18 protein-coding genes, 1 tRNA gene and 1 pseudogene are annotated in these 20,214 nt (G+C 61.0%); 10 read left to right on the forward strand and 10 right to left on the reverse strand.

Features of this window, described 5'->3' with window-relative positions:
* The first annotated feature begins 272 nt into the window (after nucleotides 1-272).
* Together CWB41_RS08335 and metA are read left to right on the forward strand one after the other, a co-directional pair.
* Nucleotides 273-1,577 carry an O-acetylhomoserine aminocarboxypropyltransferase/cysteine synthase family protein gene (locus CWB41_RS08335; RefSeq protein WP_115835440.1) on the forward strand — a complete coding sequence of 435 codons (1,305 nt, stop codon included), beginning with the start codon at nucleotides 273-275 and terminating at the stop codon, nucleotides 1,575-1,577.
* Between the two features lie 86 nt (nucleotides 1,578-1,663).
* A complete protein-coding gene (gene metA, locus CWB41_RS08340) occupies nucleotides 1,664-2,569 on the forward strand; it encodes a homoserine O-succinyltransferase MetA (RefSeq protein ID WP_245411094.1) in 906 nt (301 codons plus the stop codon).
* Nucleotides 2,570-2,576: 7 nt separating this feature from the next.
* Here metA and CWB41_RS08345 read toward each other — a convergent pair whose 3' ends face one another.
* Together CWB41_RS08345 and CWB41_RS08350 are read right to left on the reverse strand one after the other, a co-directional pair.
* Complete coding sequence (locus CWB41_RS08345; RefSeq protein ID WP_115834722.1) at nucleotides 2,577-3,203, reverse strand: MarC family protein; 627 nt, start codon at nucleotides 3,201-3,203, stop codon at nucleotides 2,577-2,579.
* Nucleotides 3,204-3,296: 93 nt separating this feature from the next.
* Complete coding sequence (locus CWB41_RS08350; protein WP_115834721.1) at nucleotides 3,297-3,554, reverse strand: GlsB/YeaQ/YmgE family stress response membrane protein; 258 nt, start codon at nucleotides 3,552-3,554, stop codon at nucleotides 3,297-3,299.
* Between the two features lie 315 nt (nucleotides 3,555-3,869).
* Between CWB41_RS08350 and ku the strand changes: the two genes are divergently transcribed.
* The 6 genes from ku to CWB41_RS08380 all read left to right on the forward strand — a co-directional run bounded on the left by ku (nucleotide 3,870) and on the right by CWB41_RS08380 (nucleotide 10,863).
* Nucleotides 3,870-4,739, forward strand: coding sequence for a non-homologous end joining protein Ku (ku, locus tag CWB41_RS08355; protein WP_115834720.1), 870 nt, complete (start codon nucleotides 3,870-3,872; stop codon nucleotides 4,737-4,739).
* A 12-nt stretch (nucleotides 4,740-4,751) separates the two neighbouring features.
* On the forward strand, nucleotides 4,752-7,328 hold the full coding sequence (gene ligD / locus CWB41_RS08360; RefSeq protein WP_115834719.1) for a DNA ligase D: 2,577 nt from the start codon (nucleotides 4,752-4,754) through the stop codon (nucleotides 7,326-7,328).
* Between the two features lie 67 nt (nucleotides 7,329-7,395).
* Complete coding sequence (locus CWB41_RS08365; protein WP_129396445.1) at nucleotides 7,396-7,578, forward strand: hypothetical protein; 183 nt, start codon at nucleotides 7,396-7,398, stop codon at nucleotides 7,576-7,578.
* Nucleotides 7,579-7,970: 392 nt separating this feature from the next.
* Nucleotides 7,971-9,098, forward strand: a complete 1,128-nt coding sequence (locus tag CWB41_RS08370) for an alpha/beta hydrolase (protein WP_207206602.1) — start codon at nucleotides 7,971-7,973, stop codon at nucleotides 9,096-9,098.
* A gap of 174 nt (nucleotides 9,099-9,272) precedes the next feature.
* Nucleotides 9,273-10,196 carry a formylglycine-generating enzyme family protein gene (locus CWB41_RS08375; RefSeq protein ID WP_115834716.1) on the forward strand — a complete coding sequence of 308 codons (924 nt, stop codon included), beginning with the start codon at nucleotides 9,273-9,275 and terminating at the stop codon, nucleotides 10,194-10,196.
* A gap of 79 nt (nucleotides 10,197-10,275) precedes the next feature.
* Entirely contained in the window at nucleotides 10,276-10,863 is a 588-nt protein-coding gene (locus tag CWB41_RS08380) for a DNA-3-methyladenine glycosylase (RefSeq protein ID WP_115834715.1), read from the forward strand.
* A 27-nt stretch (nucleotides 10,864-10,890) separates the two neighbouring features.
* On the opposite strand, the pseudogene CWB41_RS16355 reads toward CWB41_RS08380, so the two are convergent.
* The 6 genes and pseudogenes from CWB41_RS16355 to mnmA all read right to left on the reverse strand — a co-directional run.
* Nucleotides 10,891-10,977: pseudogene (locus CWB41_RS16355) on the reverse strand (cytochrome P460 family protein); the annotation flags it as partial.
* Nucleotides 10,978-11,034: 57 nt separating this feature from the next.
* Nucleotides 11,035-12,552: a DUF1254 domain-containing protein gene (locus CWB41_RS08390; protein WP_115834714.1), complete on the reverse strand. Its 1,518-nt coding sequence runs from the start codon at nucleotides 12,550-12,552 to the stop codon at nucleotides 11,035-11,037.
* Between the two features lie 304 nt (nucleotides 12,553-12,856).
* Nucleotides 12,857-12,933, reverse strand: a tRNA-Met gene (locus CWB41_RS08395).
* Between the two features lie 121 nt (nucleotides 12,934-13,054).
* Nucleotides 13,055-14,677, reverse strand: a complete 1,623-nt coding sequence (locus CWB41_RS08400; protein WP_115834712.1) for an L-lactate permease — start codon at nucleotides 14,675-14,677, stop codon at nucleotides 13,055-13,057.
* 132 nt (nucleotides 14,678-14,809) lie between these two features.
* Nucleotides 14,810-15,466, reverse strand: coding sequence for a class I SAM-dependent methyltransferase (locus CWB41_RS08405; protein ID WP_245411155.1), 657 nt, complete (start codon nucleotides 15,464-15,466; stop codon nucleotides 14,810-14,812).
* A 74-nt stretch (nucleotides 15,467-15,540) separates the two neighbouring features.
* Complete coding sequence (mnmA, locus tag CWB41_RS08410) at nucleotides 15,541-16,755, reverse strand: tRNA 2-thiouridine(34) synthase MnmA (protein ID WP_115834711.1); 1,215 nt, start codon at nucleotides 16,753-16,755, stop codon at nucleotides 15,541-15,543.
* A 405-nt stretch (nucleotides 16,756-17,160) separates the two neighbouring features.
* Between mnmA and sciP the strand changes: the two genes are divergently transcribed.
* A complete protein-coding gene (gene sciP, locus CWB41_RS08415) occupies nucleotides 17,161-17,436 on the forward strand; it encodes a CtrA inhibitor SciP (protein ID WP_115834710.1) in 276 nt (91 codons plus the stop codon).
* Nucleotides 17,437-17,464: 28 nt separating this feature from the next.
* Here sciP and CWB41_RS08420 read toward each other — a convergent pair whose 3' ends face one another.
* Both CWB41_RS08420 and CWB41_RS08425 read right to left on the reverse strand, forming a co-directional pair.
* The gene (locus CWB41_RS08420) at nucleotides 17,465-18,538 is read right to left on the reverse strand and encodes a putative bifunctional lysylphosphatidylglycerol flippase/synthetase (protein WP_245411093.1); all 1,074 of its coding nucleotides are present in this window, start codon (nucleotides 18,536-18,538) and stop codon (nucleotides 17,465-17,467) included.
* A gap of 193 nt (nucleotides 18,539-18,731) precedes the next feature.
* Nucleotides 18,732-19,136: a flagellar export protein FliJ gene (locus tag CWB41_RS08425; RefSeq protein ID WP_115834709.1), complete on the reverse strand. Its 405-nt coding sequence runs from the start codon at nucleotides 19,134-19,136 to the stop codon at nucleotides 18,732-18,734.
* Between the two features lie 321 nt (nucleotides 19,137-19,457).
* On the opposite strand from CWB41_RS08425, the gene ctrA reads away from it, so the two are divergent.
* The gene (gene ctrA, locus CWB41_RS08430) at nucleotides 19,458-20,159 is read left to right on the forward strand and encodes a response regulator transcription factor CtrA (RefSeq protein WP_115834708.1); all 702 of its coding nucleotides are present in this window, start codon (nucleotides 19,458-19,460) and stop codon (nucleotides 20,157-20,159) included.
* Nucleotides 20,160-20,214: the final 55 nt, after the last annotated feature.

A 20,214-nucleotide genomic window follows, 5' to 3' on the forward strand; every position in this document is an offset into this window, starting at 1 on the left:
TTTGACGCTGAAAAGGTATCGCGCACACCCGGCCCGGCCACAAAAAAGTCCTTGAGCTTGAAGGTTAAGAAGCGCTTGGAATATAGCGTAGAAGTTACGCCAAAGGCTAAGCGGTTCTTAGCGCCTCTGCTCCTATGGTTGACCGGCACGGTTCCTGCGCGCTGGCTCTTTGCGCGCGGCGTGCGAAGACGCCGGGGTCATTCTAAAACGTTGCCGTCCCGGAATGAAACGGAAGCTTTGATTTGAGCTCGCAAATGCCGAAAACCAGAACCTTGCGGCCGGAAACCATCGCCATTCACACCGGCTATACCTCGGAACCGACGACCAAGGCGGTCGCGGTGCCGATCTATCAGACGGTTTCCTACGAGTTCGACAGTGCCGATCACGGCGCGGCGCTGTTCAATCTCGAGATCGATGGCTTCCGTTACAGCCGCATCAACAATCCGACCGTCGATGTGCTGGAGAAACGTGTCGCCGCGCTTGAGGGCGGCGTCGCGGCGCTGGCCGTGGCAAGCGGACAGGCGGCGCTGCATTTCGCCATTGTCAACCTCGCCGATTGCGGCGGCAATATCGTGTCCGTGCCGCAGCTTTATGGAACCTCGCATACTCTGCTGTCGCATGTCCTGCCGCGGCAGGGGATTCACGTCCGTTTCGCGGACAGCGACGCCGCCGACGCGATCGAGCGGCTGATCGATGACGAGACCCGCGCTGTCTTCTGCGAGACGATCGGCAACCCGGCCGGGAATATTTGCGACATCGAAGCTCTGGCGAAGGTGGCGCATCGTCATGGGGTGCCGCTTGTCGTCGACAATACGGTCGCGACCCCGATCCTGTGGCGCCCGATCGAACATGGCGCGGATATTGTCATCCATTCCCTGACGAAATTCATGGGCGGTCATGGCACGACGCTCGGCGGCGCCGTTGTCGATTCGGGCAATTTCCCGTGGCGCGACTCGGCAACGCGATTCCCGATGTTTAATACGCCGGACGTCTCTTATCACGGTCTTGTCTATACGGAGCACTTCGGCCCGCGCGCTTATATCGAGCGCTGCCGCAGCGTCTATCAGCGCACGACGGGCGCGGTGCTCTCGCCGCATAGCGCCTTCCTGCTGCTGCAGGGCATCGAAACCGTCGCGCTGCGTATCGAACGTCACGTCGAGAACGCGCGCAAGGTCGCACAGTTTCTGCGCGACGATCCCCGCGTCGCCTGGGTTAATTATGCCGGGTTCCCGGACAGCCCCTATCACGCGCTCGCTCAAAAATATCTCGGCGGTCAGGCATCCTCCCTGCTGACTTTCGGCGTGAAGGGCGGCTTTGCGGCGAGCAAGCGCTTCTACGACGCGCTGGGACTCATCAAGCGGCTCGTCAATATCGGCGATACGAAATCGCTCGCCTGCCATCCCGCCTCGACGACGCATCGCCAGATGACGGCCGATGAGCAGATCAAGGCGGGCGTCAGGCCGGAGATGATCCGGATAAGTGTCGGTATCGAGCACGCGAGCGACATTATCGAAGACCTCGACCAGGCTCTGGCGGTTGCCGCGTCCGCGCCGAAAGACAACGAGGCGGCCGAGTGACAGATCGCGGGCACGAGGCCGCCCTGACTGCGCCCCAGTCTATCAGTGAGGCGGCGGAGTCGCGATCTCGCGATGTCGAAGGTCCGGTGGCGGCGAAATGTCTTGAGATCGGCGTTGTCAACAACATGCCCGACGCCTCGCTGCTGGCGACGGAACGCCAGTTCAAGGATTTGATCGTCCAGGCCGCGGGCGCGCTGCCTGTGCGTCTGCGCTTTTATGCGCTTGACGGAATTGCGCGTGGCGAGGGCGCCGCGCAGCATATCGCGGCGCATTACTGCGATATCGGCGCACTCGGGCACGAAAAGCTCGATGGGCTCATCATCACCGGCTGCGAGCCGAAGACCGCCTCGCTCGCGGACGAGGTCTATTGGCCCGGTCTCACGCGCGTCATCGATTGGGCGGCGATAAATACCCGTTCGACGATCTTCTCTTGCCTCGCGGCGCATGCCGCGGTGCTGCACCTCGACGGCATCAGCCGCGTGCCGTTCGGCCGGAAGCTCTCCGGCGTTTTCGATTGTGCCGTCGTTGCGCAGGATCCGCTGCTTGAGGGGCTCGGGCCGGAATTGCGTATTCCGCATTCGCGGCTCAACGATCTCGCGGCCGAAGAGCTTTCCGCGCACGGTTACCGGATTTTGACTTCTTCGCCGCGCTTCGGCGCGGACATGTTCGTAAGGCAGCAGGAAAGTCTATTCGTCTTTCTGCAGGGCCATCCGGAATACGATGCGGATTCGCTCTTGCGCGAATATCGACGCGATGTGGTGCGCTATTTGCGCGGCGAGCGGGCGAGTTTCCCGCAGACGCCGGAAGACTATTTCGATCCACTCACGGGGAAGCATCTCGCGGCCTTTGCCGAGCGCGTGGCCACGCGGCAAAGCCGCCATCCGCATCGGGAATTGGCGAATCTGCTCGACGATGTGCATCCGGCCAAGACTTGGCGCGCATCCTCTGACGGCCTCTATCGCAACTGGCTGACCTATCTCGCGAGCCGGTAGATCCCGCTCAGCCGACGATCGCCTGTATCCCATCGATAACGAATTGCGCCGCAAGCGCCGCGAGCACCACGCCGAGCATCCGGCCAAGCACCAGAGTGCCAGTGGCTCCGAAGAGCCGCGCGATGCGTTCCGCGAGCAGAAATGTCAGGTAGCAAAGCACGATCACGATAAGAATGACGAGCACGAGGCTGGTCTGCGCTTCCCAATTGCCGCTGGCCTTTCCCGCGAGAAGGATGACTGCGGTGATCGAGCCCGGGCCGCTCATCAGCGGGATGGCGAGCGGGAAGGCGGCGAGGTTGCGGACGTGGTCGATCGCTACCGCATCGTCCGCGAGTTCCCTCTTGCGTTGTCCCCGCTCGGCGAAGACCATCTGAAAGGCCGTGTAGAACAGCAAGAGGCCGCCGGCGATTCGGAAGGCGGGCAGCGAAATGCCCAGCGCCTTCATCAGCGCCGCGCCGCCGATCGCGAAGACCAGAAGAATGGCAAAGGCGATGATCGCGGCACGGAGCGCCACCTCCTTCTTTTCCTTCGAGGTCATCCCCAGAGTCAGGGCGATGAAGATTGGTGCGAGCCCGGGCGGATCCAGCGTGACGAGAAGCGTGACGAAGGCCGTTTGCAAAAAATCCGACAACATGGCCTTCGTGTCTCCGCGCCGATTCGCCCTTTTTGAAATTTAAAGGCCGCGGCGCCTTTGCGTCGCGGCCCGGGCCGGCTTGCAGGGATTAAATCACAGCCGTCGTCGGAACAAGCCCAGGATCAGCAGCAGGACGATCGCGCCCACCGTCGCCGAGATGATCTGTTCGAGAAGATGCGCGCCAAGATGAATTCCAATCCTTGGCAAAAGCCAGTTGCCGATGAAGGCGCCGATGACACCGATGCAGAGATCGGCGACGAGGCCGAATCCGGTACCGCGTAAAATCTGACCCGCGAGCCAGCCCGCGACGAGGCCGACGACGAGAATGATCAAGAGACTGTCACCCGACAAGGCGAATCCTTTCCAATGTGTGAGGCGAATGTTTCATATTTCCGTGCCGGAAGGCGGGAAGTGCCTTGCCACACTTGAACGCCGCGGCTTTCTCCAGCCCGGCTACCCTTAATGTGATCCGATGAAAGTTAAACCACAATCGGACGATCTGGAACTACATTCGCGATCAGTGCGTTTGTCGGAGACCGGCCTTTTTACGAAGTTGCGCCCCTTGAAATTCGCGTGGCGCCGTCGCGGCTTATGTGGTGTAATGGATAAGAGTTCAGCGTTGCCGGAGGCGGGCGTCTCGCCTCTCGGTTAGTAGAGGGTTGAGCCGTGGCACCACGCGCGAATTGGAAGGGCTACCTCAAGCTTTCGCTGGTTTCCTGCCCCGTCGCACTTTTCCCCGCCGTCAGCCGGACGGAGCGAATTTCCTTTCATCTCATAAATCGGGACACCGGGCATCGGCTCCGCCAGCAATATGTCGATTCCGTTACGGGCGATATTGTTGAGCGCGACGAACAGGTGCGCGGCTATGAGGTCGGCAAGAACGATTACATCACTCTTGAAGAGAGCGAGATCGCGGAACAGGCGCTCGAGAGCACGCATACGATCGATATCGAGACCTTCGTGCCGCGCGAGGAGATCGATGAGGTCTATCTCGACGGGAGCTATTATCTAGCGCCCGACGACAAAGTTGCAGATGAGCCTTTCGTCGTCATCCGCGATGCCATGCGCAAGGCCGATATGGTCGGGCTGGCGCGCGTCGTGCTCGCGGGGCGCGAGCGTATCGTCATGATCGAGCCGCGCGACAAGGGCCTGCTCGCCACGACGCTGCATTACAAATACGAAGTCCGGGACGAGAAGCCCTATTTTGAATCGATTCCCGATCTCAAGCTCTCGAAGGACGTGCTCGATCTTGCCGCGCATATTATCGAAACCAAGCGCGGCAAATTCGATCCGGAGAAGTTCGAGGATCGCTATCAGGATGCGCTCGTCGGCCTGATCCGCGCCAAGCGCGCCGGCAAGCCCGTGCCCGCGGCGCCGCAGCCGAAGACGCCGAGCAATGTCATTAATCTCATGGACGCTTTGCGCCGCAGCGTGGCGGCTGAATCGGGACGCAAGCCGGCGGCCAAGGCGAATCCCCCGGCGAAGAAGGTTGCGGCCAAATCCCCCGCCAAGAAGCGGGTGAAGAAGGCAAGCTAGAGCGAGGCTCCATTGGCCCTCGAAACCTACCGCAAGAAGCGTGATTTCACTGTCACGTCGGAGCCGCGCGGCCTTAAGGGGCGTTCGTCCGGCAATGCCTTCGTCGTGCAGAAACACGACGCGACACGGCTGCATTACGATTTCCGGCTCGAACTCGACGGCGTCCTCAAGAGCTGGGCGGTGACGCGCGGGCCGAGCCTTGTGCCGGGCGAGAAGCGCCTCGCCGTCCATGTCGAGGATCATCCGCTCGATTACGGCTCCTTCGAGGGGACAATTCCGGAGGGGCAATATGGCGCGGGCACAGTGCTGGTCTGGGATCGTGGCACCTGGACGCCGGAGGGCGATCCGGAGAAAGCCTATGCCAAAGGTCACCTGGACTTCACGCTTCATGGCGAGAAGCTGAAAGGCCGCTGGCACCTTGTCCGCATGCACCCGCGTCCGGGCGAGAAGCGCGAGAATTGGCTGCTCATCAAGGGCGAAGACGACCAAGCGCGCGGGCCGGGCGATCCGGACATCCTCGAAGAGGAGCCGAATTCGGTCATCACCGGCCGCTCGCTTGAAGATATTGCCGGCGACAAGAAGAGTCGGCGCTGGACCTCGGGGAAGGCGGCCCAGCCGCGGGTCGAAACGCCCGGTTCGCCGCGCGCCCGCGCCATGGCACCGGTCGAGAGCATCAAATCGGATCCGCCAGCGAAGAAGAAGCGCGCATTGCCGCCGGTCAAGCGGGCGCCGTTCGCCTTCTCGCCGCCGAAAGGCGCGAAGCGGAAGGCGCTGCCGGATTTCATCGCGCCGATGCTGCCGACGCTCGTCGCCACGCCGCCCTCCGGAGCGCAATGGATTCATGAGGTCAAATTCGACGGCTATCGCATCGAGGCGGTCGTGAAGGCCGGCAAGGTGAAGCTGCGCACGCGAACGGGGCTCGATTGGGCCGACCGCTTCCCAACCGTCGCCGCTGCTTTCGCGCAATTGCCGGTCAAGGATTGCATCGTCGACGGCGAAGTCGTGGTCGAGGAGGCGAACGGTATTTCGGATTTCTCGGCTCTGCAAAACGCGCTCAGCGAGGGCGAGACTGGTAGCATGGTCTATTATGCCTTCGATCTTATGCATATCGACGGCTACGATCTGACGGGTCTGCCGCTTGTCGCGCGGAAAGAGATTCTGCAATCGCTGCTGAAAGCCACGCCGGACGTGATCCTGCGCTACAGCGATCATTTCGACGAAAATGGCGAACTCATGCTGCAGCATGTTTGCCGGCTCGGCGCCGAGGGCGTCGTCTCGAAGAAGCGGGAGAGTCACTATCTTTCCAAGCGCAGCACCGACTGGCTGAAGATCAAATGCGCCAACCGGCAGGAATTCGTCATCGCCGGCTATGTGCCCTCGACGACGACGCGAAAGGCCATCGGCTCGCTCGTGCTCGGCTATTACGAGAACGGCAAGCTCCGCCACGCCGGGCGCGTCGGCACGGGCTATTCCAGCAAAATGGCACTCGACCTCTTCGCGCTGCTCTCGCGCGAGCGGATCGAAAAGCCGGCATTCGAGTCGCCGCTCAGCAGCGAGGCGCGGCGCAATGCCGTCTGGGTAAAGCCCGACCGGGTCGCGGAGGTTGAATTTCGCGGCTGGACGGCGGATGCCAATCTGCGGCAGGCATCGTTCAAGGGCTTGCGCGAGGACAAAAATCCCAAGGACATCGTTCGCGAAAGGGTCGCACCAATGGCCAAAGAAGCCGAGGCTCCCGCGACGTCCGTGACGTTCACCCATCGCGACCGAGTCTATTGGCCCGAGGCCGGCGTCACCAAGCAGGGCCTTGCCGATTATTACACGATGGTTTGGCCGTGGATCGAAAAATACCTGCTTGGCCGGCCGCTCGTCCTGCTGCGGTGTCCGAACGGCATCGTGCAAGGCGGCTTCTTCCAGAAGCATCCCTGGGCCGGGATTGATCCCCATATTCTGCAAATCCACGATCCACACGAAAAGGAGCCAATCCTCGGCATCGATTCATTCGACGGGTTGATGGCACTGGTGCAATCGGCGGCGCTCGAAATCCACCCCTGGGGCGCGCGCAGCGACGACCTCGATCATCCCGATCGCCTGATTTTCGATCTCGACCCGGGGGAGGGCGTCGCCTTCGCGGAAATCATTGCTGCCGCGAAAGAGGTTCGCCGGCGTCTGGCCGAAGCCAAACTCAAAAGCTTCGTCAAGACGACCGGCGGCAAGGGTCTTCATGTCGTCGCGCCGCTGACGCCCCGCGCAACATGGACGGTGGCGAAGGACTTCTGCCGGGCTCTGGCCGATTCCATGGCGCATGATGCGCCGCAACTCTACACTGCGACGGCGACGAAGACGCAGAGGCCCAAGCGCATCTATATCGACTATCTGCGCAACGCCCGCGGTGCGACAGCCGTCGCGCCCTATTCGACGCGCGCGCGGCCGCCGGCCGGTATTTCGACGCCGCTTACCTGGGATGAACTCGACAGCGTGGTGAGCGGCAGCCAGTTCACCATCGGCAATTTCAGCAAGCGGCTGCAACATCTCGCCAAAGATCCGTGGGACGGATTTTTCCGGCTGCGGCAGAGCTTGCCCGGCAAATAGGGTCTGTGTGCGGTGCGGGCAGGAACTCCGTTTGCCGCCCGGCGTTGCGGCGGCAAAGGAGCCGCGCATGTCGAATACGCACAATGAGCGCGCCGCGCGCGCCGATCCAGAACATCCCATCGAGCTTCCGCCGCGCCGTGCGCGAGGCGGCTGGAGAGGCCTGCCGGTACTTTATGTTCTCGTTTTCAGCATGGCGCTGGCGATCGTCGTTCTGCTCGCGATCTGGTTCGGCTTTCACGTCGCGCATTGAACGCAACAGAACTTAGGGATGGACGGCGCACGGCCGCGCCCCTGCTGGCAGCCGTGATAATTGTGTGACGACCGGCGGCTAAATGGCCCCCGACGTTGGCGCCCCGTTTACCGAACATTTGCCAAAAACGATGGTCGTGCTACGGCGCGCGCGGGCGCTTGTCCCGTAAATTCAATAGAAACAGATGGTTGGCAATCCGTCCCCGCGCGCGACTGGGTGAGCGCGGGAAATCCTTCACCTATTGCCATCAAGCTTCCCGGGCGCGCCGATCCCTGCAACAGCTAGGCAGGGCTGGGCGAAGGCTGGTAGACAGATCAGCCAAATGTGACAGACGGCGTCATTCGGGGGGCTCGTTGTTCTCAGCGACAATGGATGCGCTACGGCGAACTCTCTTGATCGCCCTCGTCCTGGCTGCCTCCAGCCTGATGATGGGGTGCGCCTCGCGGCCGGAAAGCGGCTTTCTCGCTAATGCCGCCTATGATCCGCCGCAAGCGACGGAACACACGATTCTGGTTGCGACCACGCGGCAACGCGATCCCCGGCCGGGGACGCTGTACAATGGATCGCGCGCCGATTGGCTCGATTTTGCTTCGGTGACCGTCTCGGTGCCGCCGACGCATGTCGCCAGTAAGATTGAGTGGCCGCAAACCCCGCCCGGCGATCCGCGCAAGGATTTCACCGTTCACGAGTCCAATTACGTCGACGGCGACAAGGCCTTTCTGCAGGCGCTCAACGCGCAACTGGCACAAAGACCACGAGGTCATCGTCAGGTCTTTCTCTTCGTCCACGGCTTCAACACGATGTTTGCCGAGGGGCTCTACGGCTTCACGCAGGTCGTCCATGATTCGCATACGCAGGCGGTGCCGGTCCTCTTCTCCTGGGCCTCGCGCGGCAGCGTGACGGATTATCTCTACGATCAAAACAGCGCCACCGCGGCGCGCGATGAACTCGCCCACACGATCCGTCTGCTCGTCGCCAGCAATGCGGAGAAGGTCAATATTCTCGCCCATTCAATGGGCAATTGGGTCTTCGTCGAAGCGATGCGGCAAATCAAAATGGAAGGCGGCCTGAAGCGTTCGGACAAGATCGGCGTGGTCGTGCTCGCCGCGCCGGATATCGATATCGATGTCTTCAAATCGGAACTGCGCGCTTTCGGCAAGCTGAAGCGGCCCTATTACGTTGTGCTGTCCCGCGACGACAAAGCCCTGGCGTTGTCGAAATTCCTCAGCGGCGGCGAAAGCCGCGTCGGCGCGATCAAACACGACGATGAATTGGCGAAACTGGGCGCTGTCGTCATCGACCTGACGAATGTCAAAGGCGATGATCCGACCGATCACAACAAATATGCGCAGCTTGCGGAAATTTCGCCGCAGCTTCGGCAGGTACTCCAGAATGGCATCGGCAAGACGCAAGTGGCATCCGACGAAGAGACAGAGCAACTCAAAAGTTCGCTCACCTCGGTCGTCACCGTTCCCGTGAATATTCTGGGCAATTCGATCGCGATCGTCGCCGGCCGGTGAGTTGGTTTAACGGGACGCACGCAGGCTTTTGTATAATTGTCTTAATTGATATTTTTGCGTTTTTGTCGCATCAATGCACGTCGGAGAACGTGATCGTGGGGAGTGGAAATGCCCACATCCGCATCGGGTTATGAATTGGTGCCTGACCGCGATAAAGCCGCTGCGCCATTGGGGATGACGTGGATTCCCGGCGGCACGTTCCGCATGGGATCCGACAACCACTATCCTGAGGAAGCACCGGTCCATCGCGTCACTGTCGACGGGTTTTGGATCGACAAGGCGCCGGTTACCAACCGCCAGTTCAGCGAATTCGTCCGCGCGACGGAACACGTGACCTTCGCCGAAATCCCGCCGGACCCCAAGGATTATCCCGGCGCTCTGCCGCACATGCTTTATGCGGGTTCGCTTGTATTCACGCCGCCATCGCGTCCCGTCGATCTCCGCAATTGGGGAGAATGGTGGCGGTTCCTGAAAAGCGCCGATTGGCGCCACCCCTATGGACCGGGAAGCGATATCGACGGACTGGATGATCATCCTGTCGTGCATGTCGCCCATGCCGATGCTGCCGCCTACGCCCAATGGGCGGGCAAGGAATTGCCGACGGAATCCGAATGGGAATTCGCCGCGCGCGGGGGACTCGACGGGGTGGAATACGCCTGGGGCGACGAGTTTCAGCCCGATGGAAAGCTCATGGCGAACACGTGGCATGGCGAGTTTCCACGCGAAAACCTGAAGCCCGACGGCTTTGAGCGCACATCACCGGTCGGCGCCTTCCCGCCAAATGGCTACGGCCTCTACGACATGATCGGCAACACCTGGGAATGGACCGACGATTGGTTTTCCCAAAAGCATAGGCCGGATGCGCAGAAGGCTTGCTGCATTCCGCAGAACCCGCGCGGCGCGAGGGCCGATGAAAGCTACGATCCGTGCCAGCCCGCCATTAAAATCCCGCGCAAAGTCATCAAGGGCGGATCGCATCTCTGCGCGCCGAATTATTGCCGCCGCTACCGGCCGGCAGCCCGCCACGCCGAGGCCGTCGACACCTCGACCAGTCATCTTGGATTCCGCTGCGTCGTTCGAAAAGCCGCAGCGTCATGAATTCCGGCGATGACAAGTCCGGCAAAACGCAAAGGGTCGAGAGGAGCCTCTGAAAGCCGGCCGCCAGAAGAAGCCCTATGTGCCGCTGGCTCGCGCGGAGCTACCGATTGATACGGCCGCTCTCGCCCGGTATCTGATTGGCAAGATATTGGTGCGGGAATTGCCGGAAGGCATAGCCAGTGGCCGTATTGTCGAGACTGAGGCGTATGTCGTCGGCGATGCCGCCGGGCATGCCTTCCGTGGGATGACTCAGCGCAATCGAACGCTGTTTCTCGAGCGCGGACGCGCCTATGTCTACCTCGCCTATGGCGTCTCCTATATGCTCAATGTCTCGAGCGAGAAGCCCGGAGTTGGAGCCGGCGTCCTGATCCGGGCGCTCGAGCCGCTCGAAGGTCTCCCGATCATGCGACTCAATCGCGGCGTCGAGCGCTTGCGCGACCTGGCGTGGGGGCCGGGAAGGCTCGCCGCGGCGCTGCGGATTGATCGTTCGCTCGATGGGCTCGATCTTTGCCGGGAAGGCCCCTTATGGCTCGCACGCGGCGAGAACGAACCCGGTGAAATCGGGCAGAGCATCAGGATCGGCATTTCGCAGGATGCAAACCGTCTCCTGCGATTTTATCTTCGCGGCAGTCCCTATGTCAGCGGTCCGAGATCGCTCAACGAATAAGCGATTGTCCTCGTCTCGCGGTCGCGGCTAACGATCCGGATACCCTGTGAAAATGTAGTCTTTTGCGGTCACAATCGTATGACAGGCATACCCGCAGTCGGAACCCGTGCCCTCCGGGGAAAACGCGCGAGAGACATGGTCATAGTTGAACTGCGCATAACCCCATCCAGCTCATTCCACCAATTCGAAATCGCCCGGCTTCCAATTTTTGTCGAACCAGGGTTCGAGCGGCCCGTAAAGCCGAAGGAGAGTATTCCATCCCTTTCCTGAAACGGTCTGTACCCAATTCGATTCGTGGCCCGCTGGAGCCTTCGGCGCGAACCAAACTGTCACCGAGCCATCCGCATTTTTCTGGATGCCCTTCTGATTGCTATCAAGGCCAGCGGTTTTCTGGTCGGTCTCTAGCATCGAGCGAGTCTGGCCGTCGTAGACCATAAATGACCAGAACTGCGCGGCAGGAATCGGCGCAGGCAAAGTGATCTTGTAGGTCTTGCCGCCGTCTAAATAGCGGCCCTTGGAGTCGCGAGTAGCGTAGGCATAGGCCGATCCGCTGCCGGGCTTAGAGAATGCCATAGCCGGAGTAACACCCGTGGCGTAATAGTGAAACAGCGTCCGGGCATCGAGCATGCGTTCGCCATTGTTCAGAAACTGATAACTGCCTCCCACAAATCCAGTGCCCCACTGACGATCAGGATAGAACATCACTCGTTTGTCGCGGGGCGCGAAAACGATTGCGCGGGCGGTCGCGTTACCGACCGCTACAGCGTCGGTAAGAATGGCTTTCATCCGATCGTCCGGCGCGAAGGGTTGGCCCTTCTTAATTCCTATCGAAGCAAACAACCCGACTAACTCAGGATCGAAGGCGTCGGCCGGCTCATGCTGAATTACTTCGTTCAACTCGTTGTAAAACTCGAACGTGTTGGCGTGAATGGTGTTGAACTGGTTGCCCGAAACGTTGAGGAAAGTCTGCGACGGCGGGTTCGCTGCCTCTGATAGTGGATAGACGCGCGCGGCGGCTTTGACACCGTTCACAGCGGCGGCGATGTCGCCGTTTTTCACGAACGCGCGGTAAAATATCAGATTAGAATAGGTCGGAGACTTCACCACGAAGTAGCCGCCGGAAGGAATTGCTCCGGTGTATCCGGGTGGCAAGAAGAGATACTTTCCACCTTTGCCTTTGTCGGGGCCAGTTAAGCCGACATCCGTCACGAACCGAAAAAATGCATCGTCAACAGGACCGAGAACTCCGGGCGGCACTTGCGCTACAACCGGACCGTCCTTGAGGTCAAGGCACGTAAATACGTACGGGGTGGTCGATTGCGCAGTCAGAAACAATGAACGCGCATCCATCAGGTTTTCCATGATGCCGATGTCGCTGTTGCGTTTTACTCCTGCCTTGCTGAGACCCTCGCACGCCGCGTAGACCGATGCGGCAGGTATGCCGGAAAGAAATGTCTCAACTCCGCGTGCAAAATCGAGATTGTCGTAGACCTTTTGCACCGTCTGCGCGTCCGGCAAGCCGTCGAAGAATTTTAACGTTCCAATGCGCGTCTGCACCGTATCGGGCGTCGTAATGTACGACGGGACCTTCGCAGCATATTTTGCCGAGGATTGTTCGTAAGCACAGGCAGGCCCGATGGCCGCGACGCCGAATATCGAAGAAATTACCAATTTTAGAATTGGAGTCATTGCATCCTCCGCTCTCCGTCGCGCTCACGGGGACTGCGCGGCGCCGACGCCAAGTCCCCGCCCGATCATCCGGCGAATCTCCGCGCGTTCGATTCAAAAAGCCATTGAGTAACGACGATGGTCAAGGGCGGAAACGTGCCAAGGCCGGCCGCCATCGCAAACCGCCCATGTCGCGTTTCATGTCGCACGGAATTGCCCGTAAAATTCGCGAAAGTAGGAAAATCAAGGAGATAGCTTGTCAGGCCCTGCGACATGACTTTTCGAGATAATCGAAGAAATTGCCAGCTAAGCCATTGAATTAGCTTGGTAGCGGAGGAGGGACTCGAACCCCCGACACAAGGATTATGATTCCTCTGCTCTAGCCGGCTGAGCTACTCCGCCCCATCGGTTTGGGCGATTTACGCGCGGCGGCCTCGGGAAATGCGAGACGGCGCGGCGGCCTGCGTATAGGCCGCCGCTCTCGGCAAAGTCAAGCCGCAGCGCGTTGCGGGATGATCGCGCGTTAATGTCCTGCCCCGACGACCGGGATGATCCACGGAATGACGAATTGCTGGATCGCGACCAGCAGCCCGAGCACGATCGTCAGGGTGATGCTGTGCCAGAACGTGCGGGCGAAGACGACGCCCTCCTGGCCTTTCAGCTTGGTGACGGCGACGCCGGTCGCGATATTCTGCGGCGAAACCATTTTGCCGATCACGCCGCCGGACGAATTGGTCGCTGCGAACAGGATCGGGTTGAGGTTGAGTTGCCGCGCTGCCACCACCTGAAGATTGCCGAAGAGCGCGTTGCCTGAGGTGTCGCTGCCCGAAAGCAGTACTGCGACCCAGCCGAGGAATGGCGAGAGCAGCACGAAGAACCCCCCGGTCGAGGCGACCGCCTTGCCGAGCGTATAGGCCATGCCGGAATAATTCATCAGATAGGCGAGGCCGAGGATGAGCATCACCGTGACCACGGCGATCCACGCCTGGCGGACCGTATGGCCGATGCAGGCGAAGAAATCACGCACCGGCAGGCCGATGACGAGAGCGGTGATGATCGCCGCGACGAGAATCGCCGTGCCGGTGGCGAGTGGCTGGAAGGCCCAGATCGCCGCATAGGGCTTGTTGTTGTAGAGCGTGATCGAGATTGCCTTGTCGAGGCCCGGCCAGTGGATCGCCTGCGCGCCGACCGTCGCGACCGCGTAATGCGTCCAGATGATCACCACGGCCGAGACGATGATCCACGGAATCCAGCCCTGCCAGGGGGCGATGGGTTTCGCCGTCGTCGCGTCCTTCTCGTCGGCGTCGGAAATGGCGAATTCCGGGTCTCTCTCAGGGTGCCAGACCTGCAGGAAGAGCAGGGTGCAGGCGAGCGAGCCGAGCGCCGAGAAAACGTCCGTCAGCGCATAATCGAGGTAGTTGGACGCGAGGAATTGCGAGATAGCGAAGCTCAGACCCGCGACCAGCAGCAGCGGCCACAGGGCTTTCAACGAGCGCAGGCCGCCATAGAGCGTGATGACATAGAACGGCAGCAGCAGCGCGATCACCGGCAATTGGCGTCCGACCATGGCGCCGAGCGTATGGGCGGGCAGGCCGGTGACGGCGCCAAGCACGGTGATCGGCACGCCGAGCGCGCCGAAGGCGACGGGCGCGGTATTGAAGATCAAAACGAAGACGAGCGCTTCCAGCGCCGGAAATCCCACGAGGATGAGCAGGGAGCTGGTGATCGCCACCGGCGTGCCGAAGCCGGAGATGCCTTCGAGCAAAGCGCCGAAGCAGAAACCGATCACGACGAGCACGACGCGCCGGTCGTTCGGAACGTGATTGATGAGCCAGGCCCGAAAGGCGTCGAAGCGGCCGGATTCAACAGCGATGTTGTAGAGCAGCAGCGCGTTGAGCACGATCCACATGACCGGCCACAGGGCGAAGACAGCGCCGGCGGCGACGGAATTGACAGCAAGCCCCGCCGGCATCTTCCAGATCGCGATCGCGATAATCAGGCCGACGATGAGCCCGGCCAAGGCCGCTTGCCATGCTGGCCGACGCAAGACGCCGAGGAGGAGAAGAACCGCCAAAACGGGCAGGATGGCCGCCGCGAAAGACAAACCAAGGTTGCCCGCAACAGGGGCGAGCAGTTGATGAAACACTTTTTCCTCCCGGAATATATTTTGTTCTAAGGCGTCATACTCTCGTTTCGACAGTAGACGTCTTTCGCGATACTTCTCAAGTATTCAAAGCATGTCTTCTGAAAAAAGCGCGCAGTGCGGTGCAACGCGCATTCAACGTTTGGTGATGCGCACCAAAGTGAAAATGCCGAAGGGCGGCAGTGCGCGGCGCTCAATGAGGCGCAGGTCGGGATGCCCGGCGAGCCAGTCCCCCAGGATGCGCCAGGGGAACTCCGGCCGCCAGCCGAGCGCGGCGCTGCGTTCGGCGAGTTTGGCTTCCACCCAGGCGACGGGGCCACTCGTTGCGCCGATGTGATTGACGAGAACAATCTCGCCGCCCGGCTTCAGCACACGCACCCATTCGTCGAGGCTCGCCTCGGGCCGCGGCAGCACGGTCAGCACATAAGGCGCGACAATGACGTCGAAGGTCGCGTCGGCGAAGGCGAGGTTGCAGGCATCCATCGCCGAGAGGCCAGCGACGTGGTGCAGCGCGCCGGTTGCGGTGCGCCGCGCTGCGCGCCGCAACATCGGCTCCGAGAGGTCGATGCCGACAACCCGGCACGACGGGGCGAACATGGGCAGTTCGAGGCCGGTTCCCACGCCCACATCGAGCACGAGTGCGCCCTTATGCCGGTTGGCGATGGCGGCAGCGACTTTGCGGCCGGGCCGCATGGTTTCGGAAAAGGCGAGGTCGTAAACCGGCGCCCATCGCGCATAGGCTTGGGCGACGGCGGAATTGTCGAGCGTCGCAACGCGCTTGAGATGCTGCACCGCAGCCTTGCGCCGCCCGGGAAATACGGACGCCCTGCGCTCGGACAAGTGGTGACTTCCCCCGCGTTCGCTCATCATCCGCCAGCGGCGGCGAGCGTCGCGCCATGCAGAATCCGCGCGTCGGCCGCGTCGGATTGGGTCGCGCAAATAAAACCGCCGCCGAGGACACGCGCATCGGGGCGGTCGCTGTCATATAACACGCAGGCCTGGCCCGGCGAGACGCCATCCTCGCTGCTGACGAAAGCGACGCTCGCTTCACCATCTTCGATAGTGAGGAAGGCTGCGACCGGCGGCTTGGTCGAGCGCACGCGCACGAAAACATCGCGGCTGACCGGTCCGATATCGGCCAGAGCACCGTCGCCGATCCAGTTGACCTCGCGCAATTGCACGCGCCGCGTCGCCAGTGCCTCACGCGGCCCGACAATCACCTGCGCATGGGCGGCGTCGATCCGCACGACATACAGCGGTTGACCGCTTCCGGCCTCATTGTGACTGATGCCAAGGCCGCGGCGCTGACCGATGGTGTAATTGATGATCCCGGCATGATGCCCGAGCACCCGGCCGTCGACATGAACGATCTCTCCCGGCCGCGCTGCGTCGGGCCGCATCTGCTCGATGAAGCTGCTGTATTTGCCGGAATGGACAAAGCAGATGTCCTGGCTGTCGGGCTTGTCGGCGACAAGCAGCCCGTGCCGGCGGGCGATGGCGCGCACCTCCGGCTTCTGCATCTCGCCAAGCGGGAAGCGCAGGCGTTCAAGCTGTTCGCGCGTCGTCGCGAACAGAAAATAGCTCTGATCGCGGTTCGTGTCCGCCGCGCGGAAAAGCGCCCGGCCGCCTGCGCCATCCGGCCGCGAGGCGATATAATGCCCGGTCGCCAGAATGTCGGCGCCGAGGTCCTTCGCCGTGTCGAGAAAATCGGCGAATTTGATGTCGCTGTTGCAGGCGATGCAGGGGACCGGTGTCTCGCCCTCGGCGTAGCTCTGGGCGAAGCGGTCGATCACCTTCTCCCGGAACCGCTGCTCATAGTCGAGCACATAGTGCGGAATATCGAGCCGCGCGGCCACCTGGCGCGCGTCATAAATGTCCTGACCGGCACAGCAGGCGCCCTTGCGATGCTCGGCGGCGCCGTGATCGTAGAGCTGTAAGGTAACGCCGACGACATCGTAGCCCTGTTCCTTGAGCAGCGCCGCGACGACGGAGGAATCGACGCCGCCCGACATCGCCACGACCACCCGCGTGTCGGCGGGTGCCTTGGGCAAATCGAGACTGTTTCGATTCTCTAGGCTCATTGAGCGGCGACCGATGGTTCAGCAGAGCTTGGGCAGCCTCGGGCCGCCCGGATTGTCCCTATATAAGCACCGGCTGTCTTTTCGGCACTCTATCGTTTTGTCCAAAATAGGACATTGGCGGCGTTCCGCATCTAAACCATCCCGCTCGCGGCTTTGCAACGCAAGTTTGGGGCTGGCGTCTGCCTTAAGCGCGGCGCGGGTCAAACCGGGCGTCAGTTAAGAACTCGGAAAGAATTCGTTTCAAGAAGACACAGGTTATCCCAAGGCGGTAACCCACATTCATAGAGATTATACTAATTTGTATGCCCACCATTTGACTAAACATAAGGATGGCGCTTAGCCGAATCTTAAGTTCGATTTTCTATTCTCAGTGGGTAAAGTTCAGTCAGTGTGTGAGTTTTCGATATGGTCGAGTTGAGCCGCCCGAGGGTCAAGTACGTCATCGGGCCAGACGGGAGCCCCCTTACTGTGGCAGATCTTCCGCCAGTCACGACCAAGCGCTGGGTTATCCGGCGCAAGGCTGAAGTTGTCGCCGCCGTGCGCGGCGGCCTCATTTCGCTCGAAGAGGCGTGCAACCGCTATACACTGACGGTCGACGAATTTCTGTCCTGGCAAATGTCAATCGACCAATATGGCCTGGCGGGGCTGCGCACCACTCGCATCCAGCAATATCGCATGTAATAGGCGCCGGGCGCGCTCGGCGTTGCGCTCAGGAATCGGCCGGGCTCGCCGGCAATTCGGCGGCCTTCGGCGCGTTTTCCTTCCTGTGCTCTGTTTCTCTGTGTTCGATTTCCGTTCCTGAATTGGGATTGCCCGCGGCCGGGTGGGCGTGGAGCGCCTGTTCGAGCCGCGTACGCTCGAAGAAAATGACGACGAAAGTCGCAAAGACCAGCGGCAGGACCAGGTAAAGCAGCCGGAAGACCAGAAGGGCGGTGAGCACCTTGTCGTGCGGCACCGCCGGCATTGCCTTGATGAACAGAAGCTCGAAAACGCCGAGGCCGCCGGGTGCTTCCGACGCCAGCGCGACGGAAAACGAGGCGATGAAAATACCCAGGACGACGAGATAGCCGGGATTGGCCTGTTGCGGCAGGGCAAAATAGATGATGCCGGCGCAGCCGAGCAACTCCGTCGACGAGGCGACAAGCTGGCGCAGGGCAATGCCGAGATGCGGATATTCGATTCGCAATCGGCCGATCGTCAGGGGTTTGAGCCGCAGCGCCGACCCCGCGACATAGGCGGCGACGAGCCCCAGACAGATAAATCCGATCACGCGCGCCGTTGCCGGGTCGGTAAAGACATGTGGCAGAAACCGGCCGAGCCGGCGCAATAGCGCCGGGTCTGCCACCAGCACGATGCCGCCGAGCAGGAGAACGCCGAGGCTGAAGGTCAGCGAACAGAGGCCGACGAGAAGGGCGACCTGCGCCGCCGAAAGCCCTTTGGTCGAATAGGCGCGATAGCGCACCATGGCGCCCGAAAAGACCGAGGCGCCGACATTATGGGCGAGTGCATAGGTCGTGAAAGAGCACAGGCCAATGAAAAGCCAGGAAATATGCTTCACGCCAAGGTGCAGCAGAGCGATCTGGTCATACCAGGCGAGCGCGGCATAGGCGACGAGCGTTGCAAGTATCGCCAGGCAATATTGCTGCGGTGGAATCGTCCTGAGGTCGGCGAGCACCTTCGGGCCGACGGCTTGGCCGCTAAGCTGCTGATGCAGAAGCCACACCGAGACGGCCAAGGCAATCAGGCCGAGCGCCGGCCAGACGAATTCCATGAGCCGTTTCATGTTACTCCCGCGATGCCGCCGTGCCAGCGATCGACCGATGGCGGCGATGTCGCCTCGCTCCCGCCGGTGCAGACCCGAAAGCGCCGCGCAATGCAAGCGCTCATTTCACCGCAGAAGCGGCGATTTGACGGCAAATACCCAGCCCCGGCGCTTTCGCGCCGGCACCGGATTGGCAGAAGGTCTACCCGGGAGATTAAGCGCGCGCGGCGCGCAGGTCAAAATCGCCTATCGCCCCGAGTTCCGCCGTCTCGTGGCTGCGCTCGATGGCCTTTTCCCGCCCTTCGAGGCTGGTCATCTTGGCCAAATCGGCGATAGCATCGTCGAAGTGGGTCTTGGCCTCCTCGAGCTGATCGCGCAATTCGCCGCTCGACCGCAAGAGATTGTCGCGCCGCGTCCGCGCCGCCCGGGCATAGGTCGGATAGGCGAAATGCGACGTGTCGGAAATGCCGGCCCTTTGTTCCTCCAGCGCGATTTCGCGGTCGAGGTCGGAGGCCATCCGGGCGAATTCGCCGATCATGGCCTCGATTTGCGCCAGCCGGCGGCGGCGTTCTTCAACGTGGAAGCGTTTCAGTCGGATAAGGGTATCCCGCGACTTCATAACTTGCTGACTCCGAAACGCAGGCAGGTCCGTGTTTAGTCAATTTTTCTTCGAGAGACGATGGTGAATGTGACCCATTAAAGTTGCTGCTTTCTTACTTCGAGGCGGCAGCGCTGGCGGTTGGCGGATGATCGAGTATATTTTCCGTTGTGCCTGATTCGGAGCGGGTGGGGCGGCGTCTGGAATGATTTTGTTAACCAATGCCCGTTAACTTTAAGAAAGTGGTTCGGCCGGGTCATTTCTTCAGACCGCTGCTTCGCGGGCGGCTCCAAAGGTATCCGCGCTGCGTGCCGACCGACAAGGGAAGGCTGAGGGCTCCAAATGCGCGTGCTCCTGATTGAAGATGACAGCGCCACCGCGCAAAGCATCGAGTTGATGCTCAAGTCCGAGAATTTTAACGTCTATACGACGGATCTCGGCGAAGAAGGCATCGATCTTGGTAAGCTCTACGACTACGACATCATTCTTCTCGACATCAATCTTCCCGACATGTCCGGCTACGAAGTGTTGCGGACACTGCGGGTCGCCAAGGTCAAGACGCCCATCCTGATTCTCTCCGGTCTCGCCGGCATCGAGGACAAGGTGAAGGGCCTCGGCTTCGGCGCTGACGATTATCTGACCAAGCCCTTCCACAAGGACGAACTGGTCGCCCGCATCCACGCGATCGTCCGTCGTTCCAAGGGCCATGCCCAGTCGGTGATCTCGACCGGCGATCTGATCGTCAATCTCGACCAGAAGACGGTGGAGGTGGCCAGCAACCGGGTTCATCTCACCGGCAAAGAATATCAGATGCTGGAACTGCTTTCGCTGCGCAAGGGAACGACGCTGACGAAAGAGATGTTCCTCAACCACCTTTATGGCGGCATGGACGAGCCGGAACTGAAGATCATCGACGTCTTCATCTGTAAGCTGCGCAAGAAGCTCGCCAATGCGAGCCACGGCCGCAACTACATCGAGACGGTCTGGGGCCGCGGCTATGTGCTGCGCGAGCCGGCCGAGGACGATGAATTGATCACCGCGTAATCGGGCGCACAATTTCCCCAAATGAAAAACCCCGCTCGTTGAGCGGGGTTTTTCT

It is taken from the genome of Methylovirgula ligni (genome assembly GCF_004135935.1).
Classification (GTDB): domain Bacteria; phylum Pseudomonadota; class Alphaproteobacteria; order Rhizobiales; family Beijerinckiaceae; genus Methylovirgula; species Methylovirgula ligni.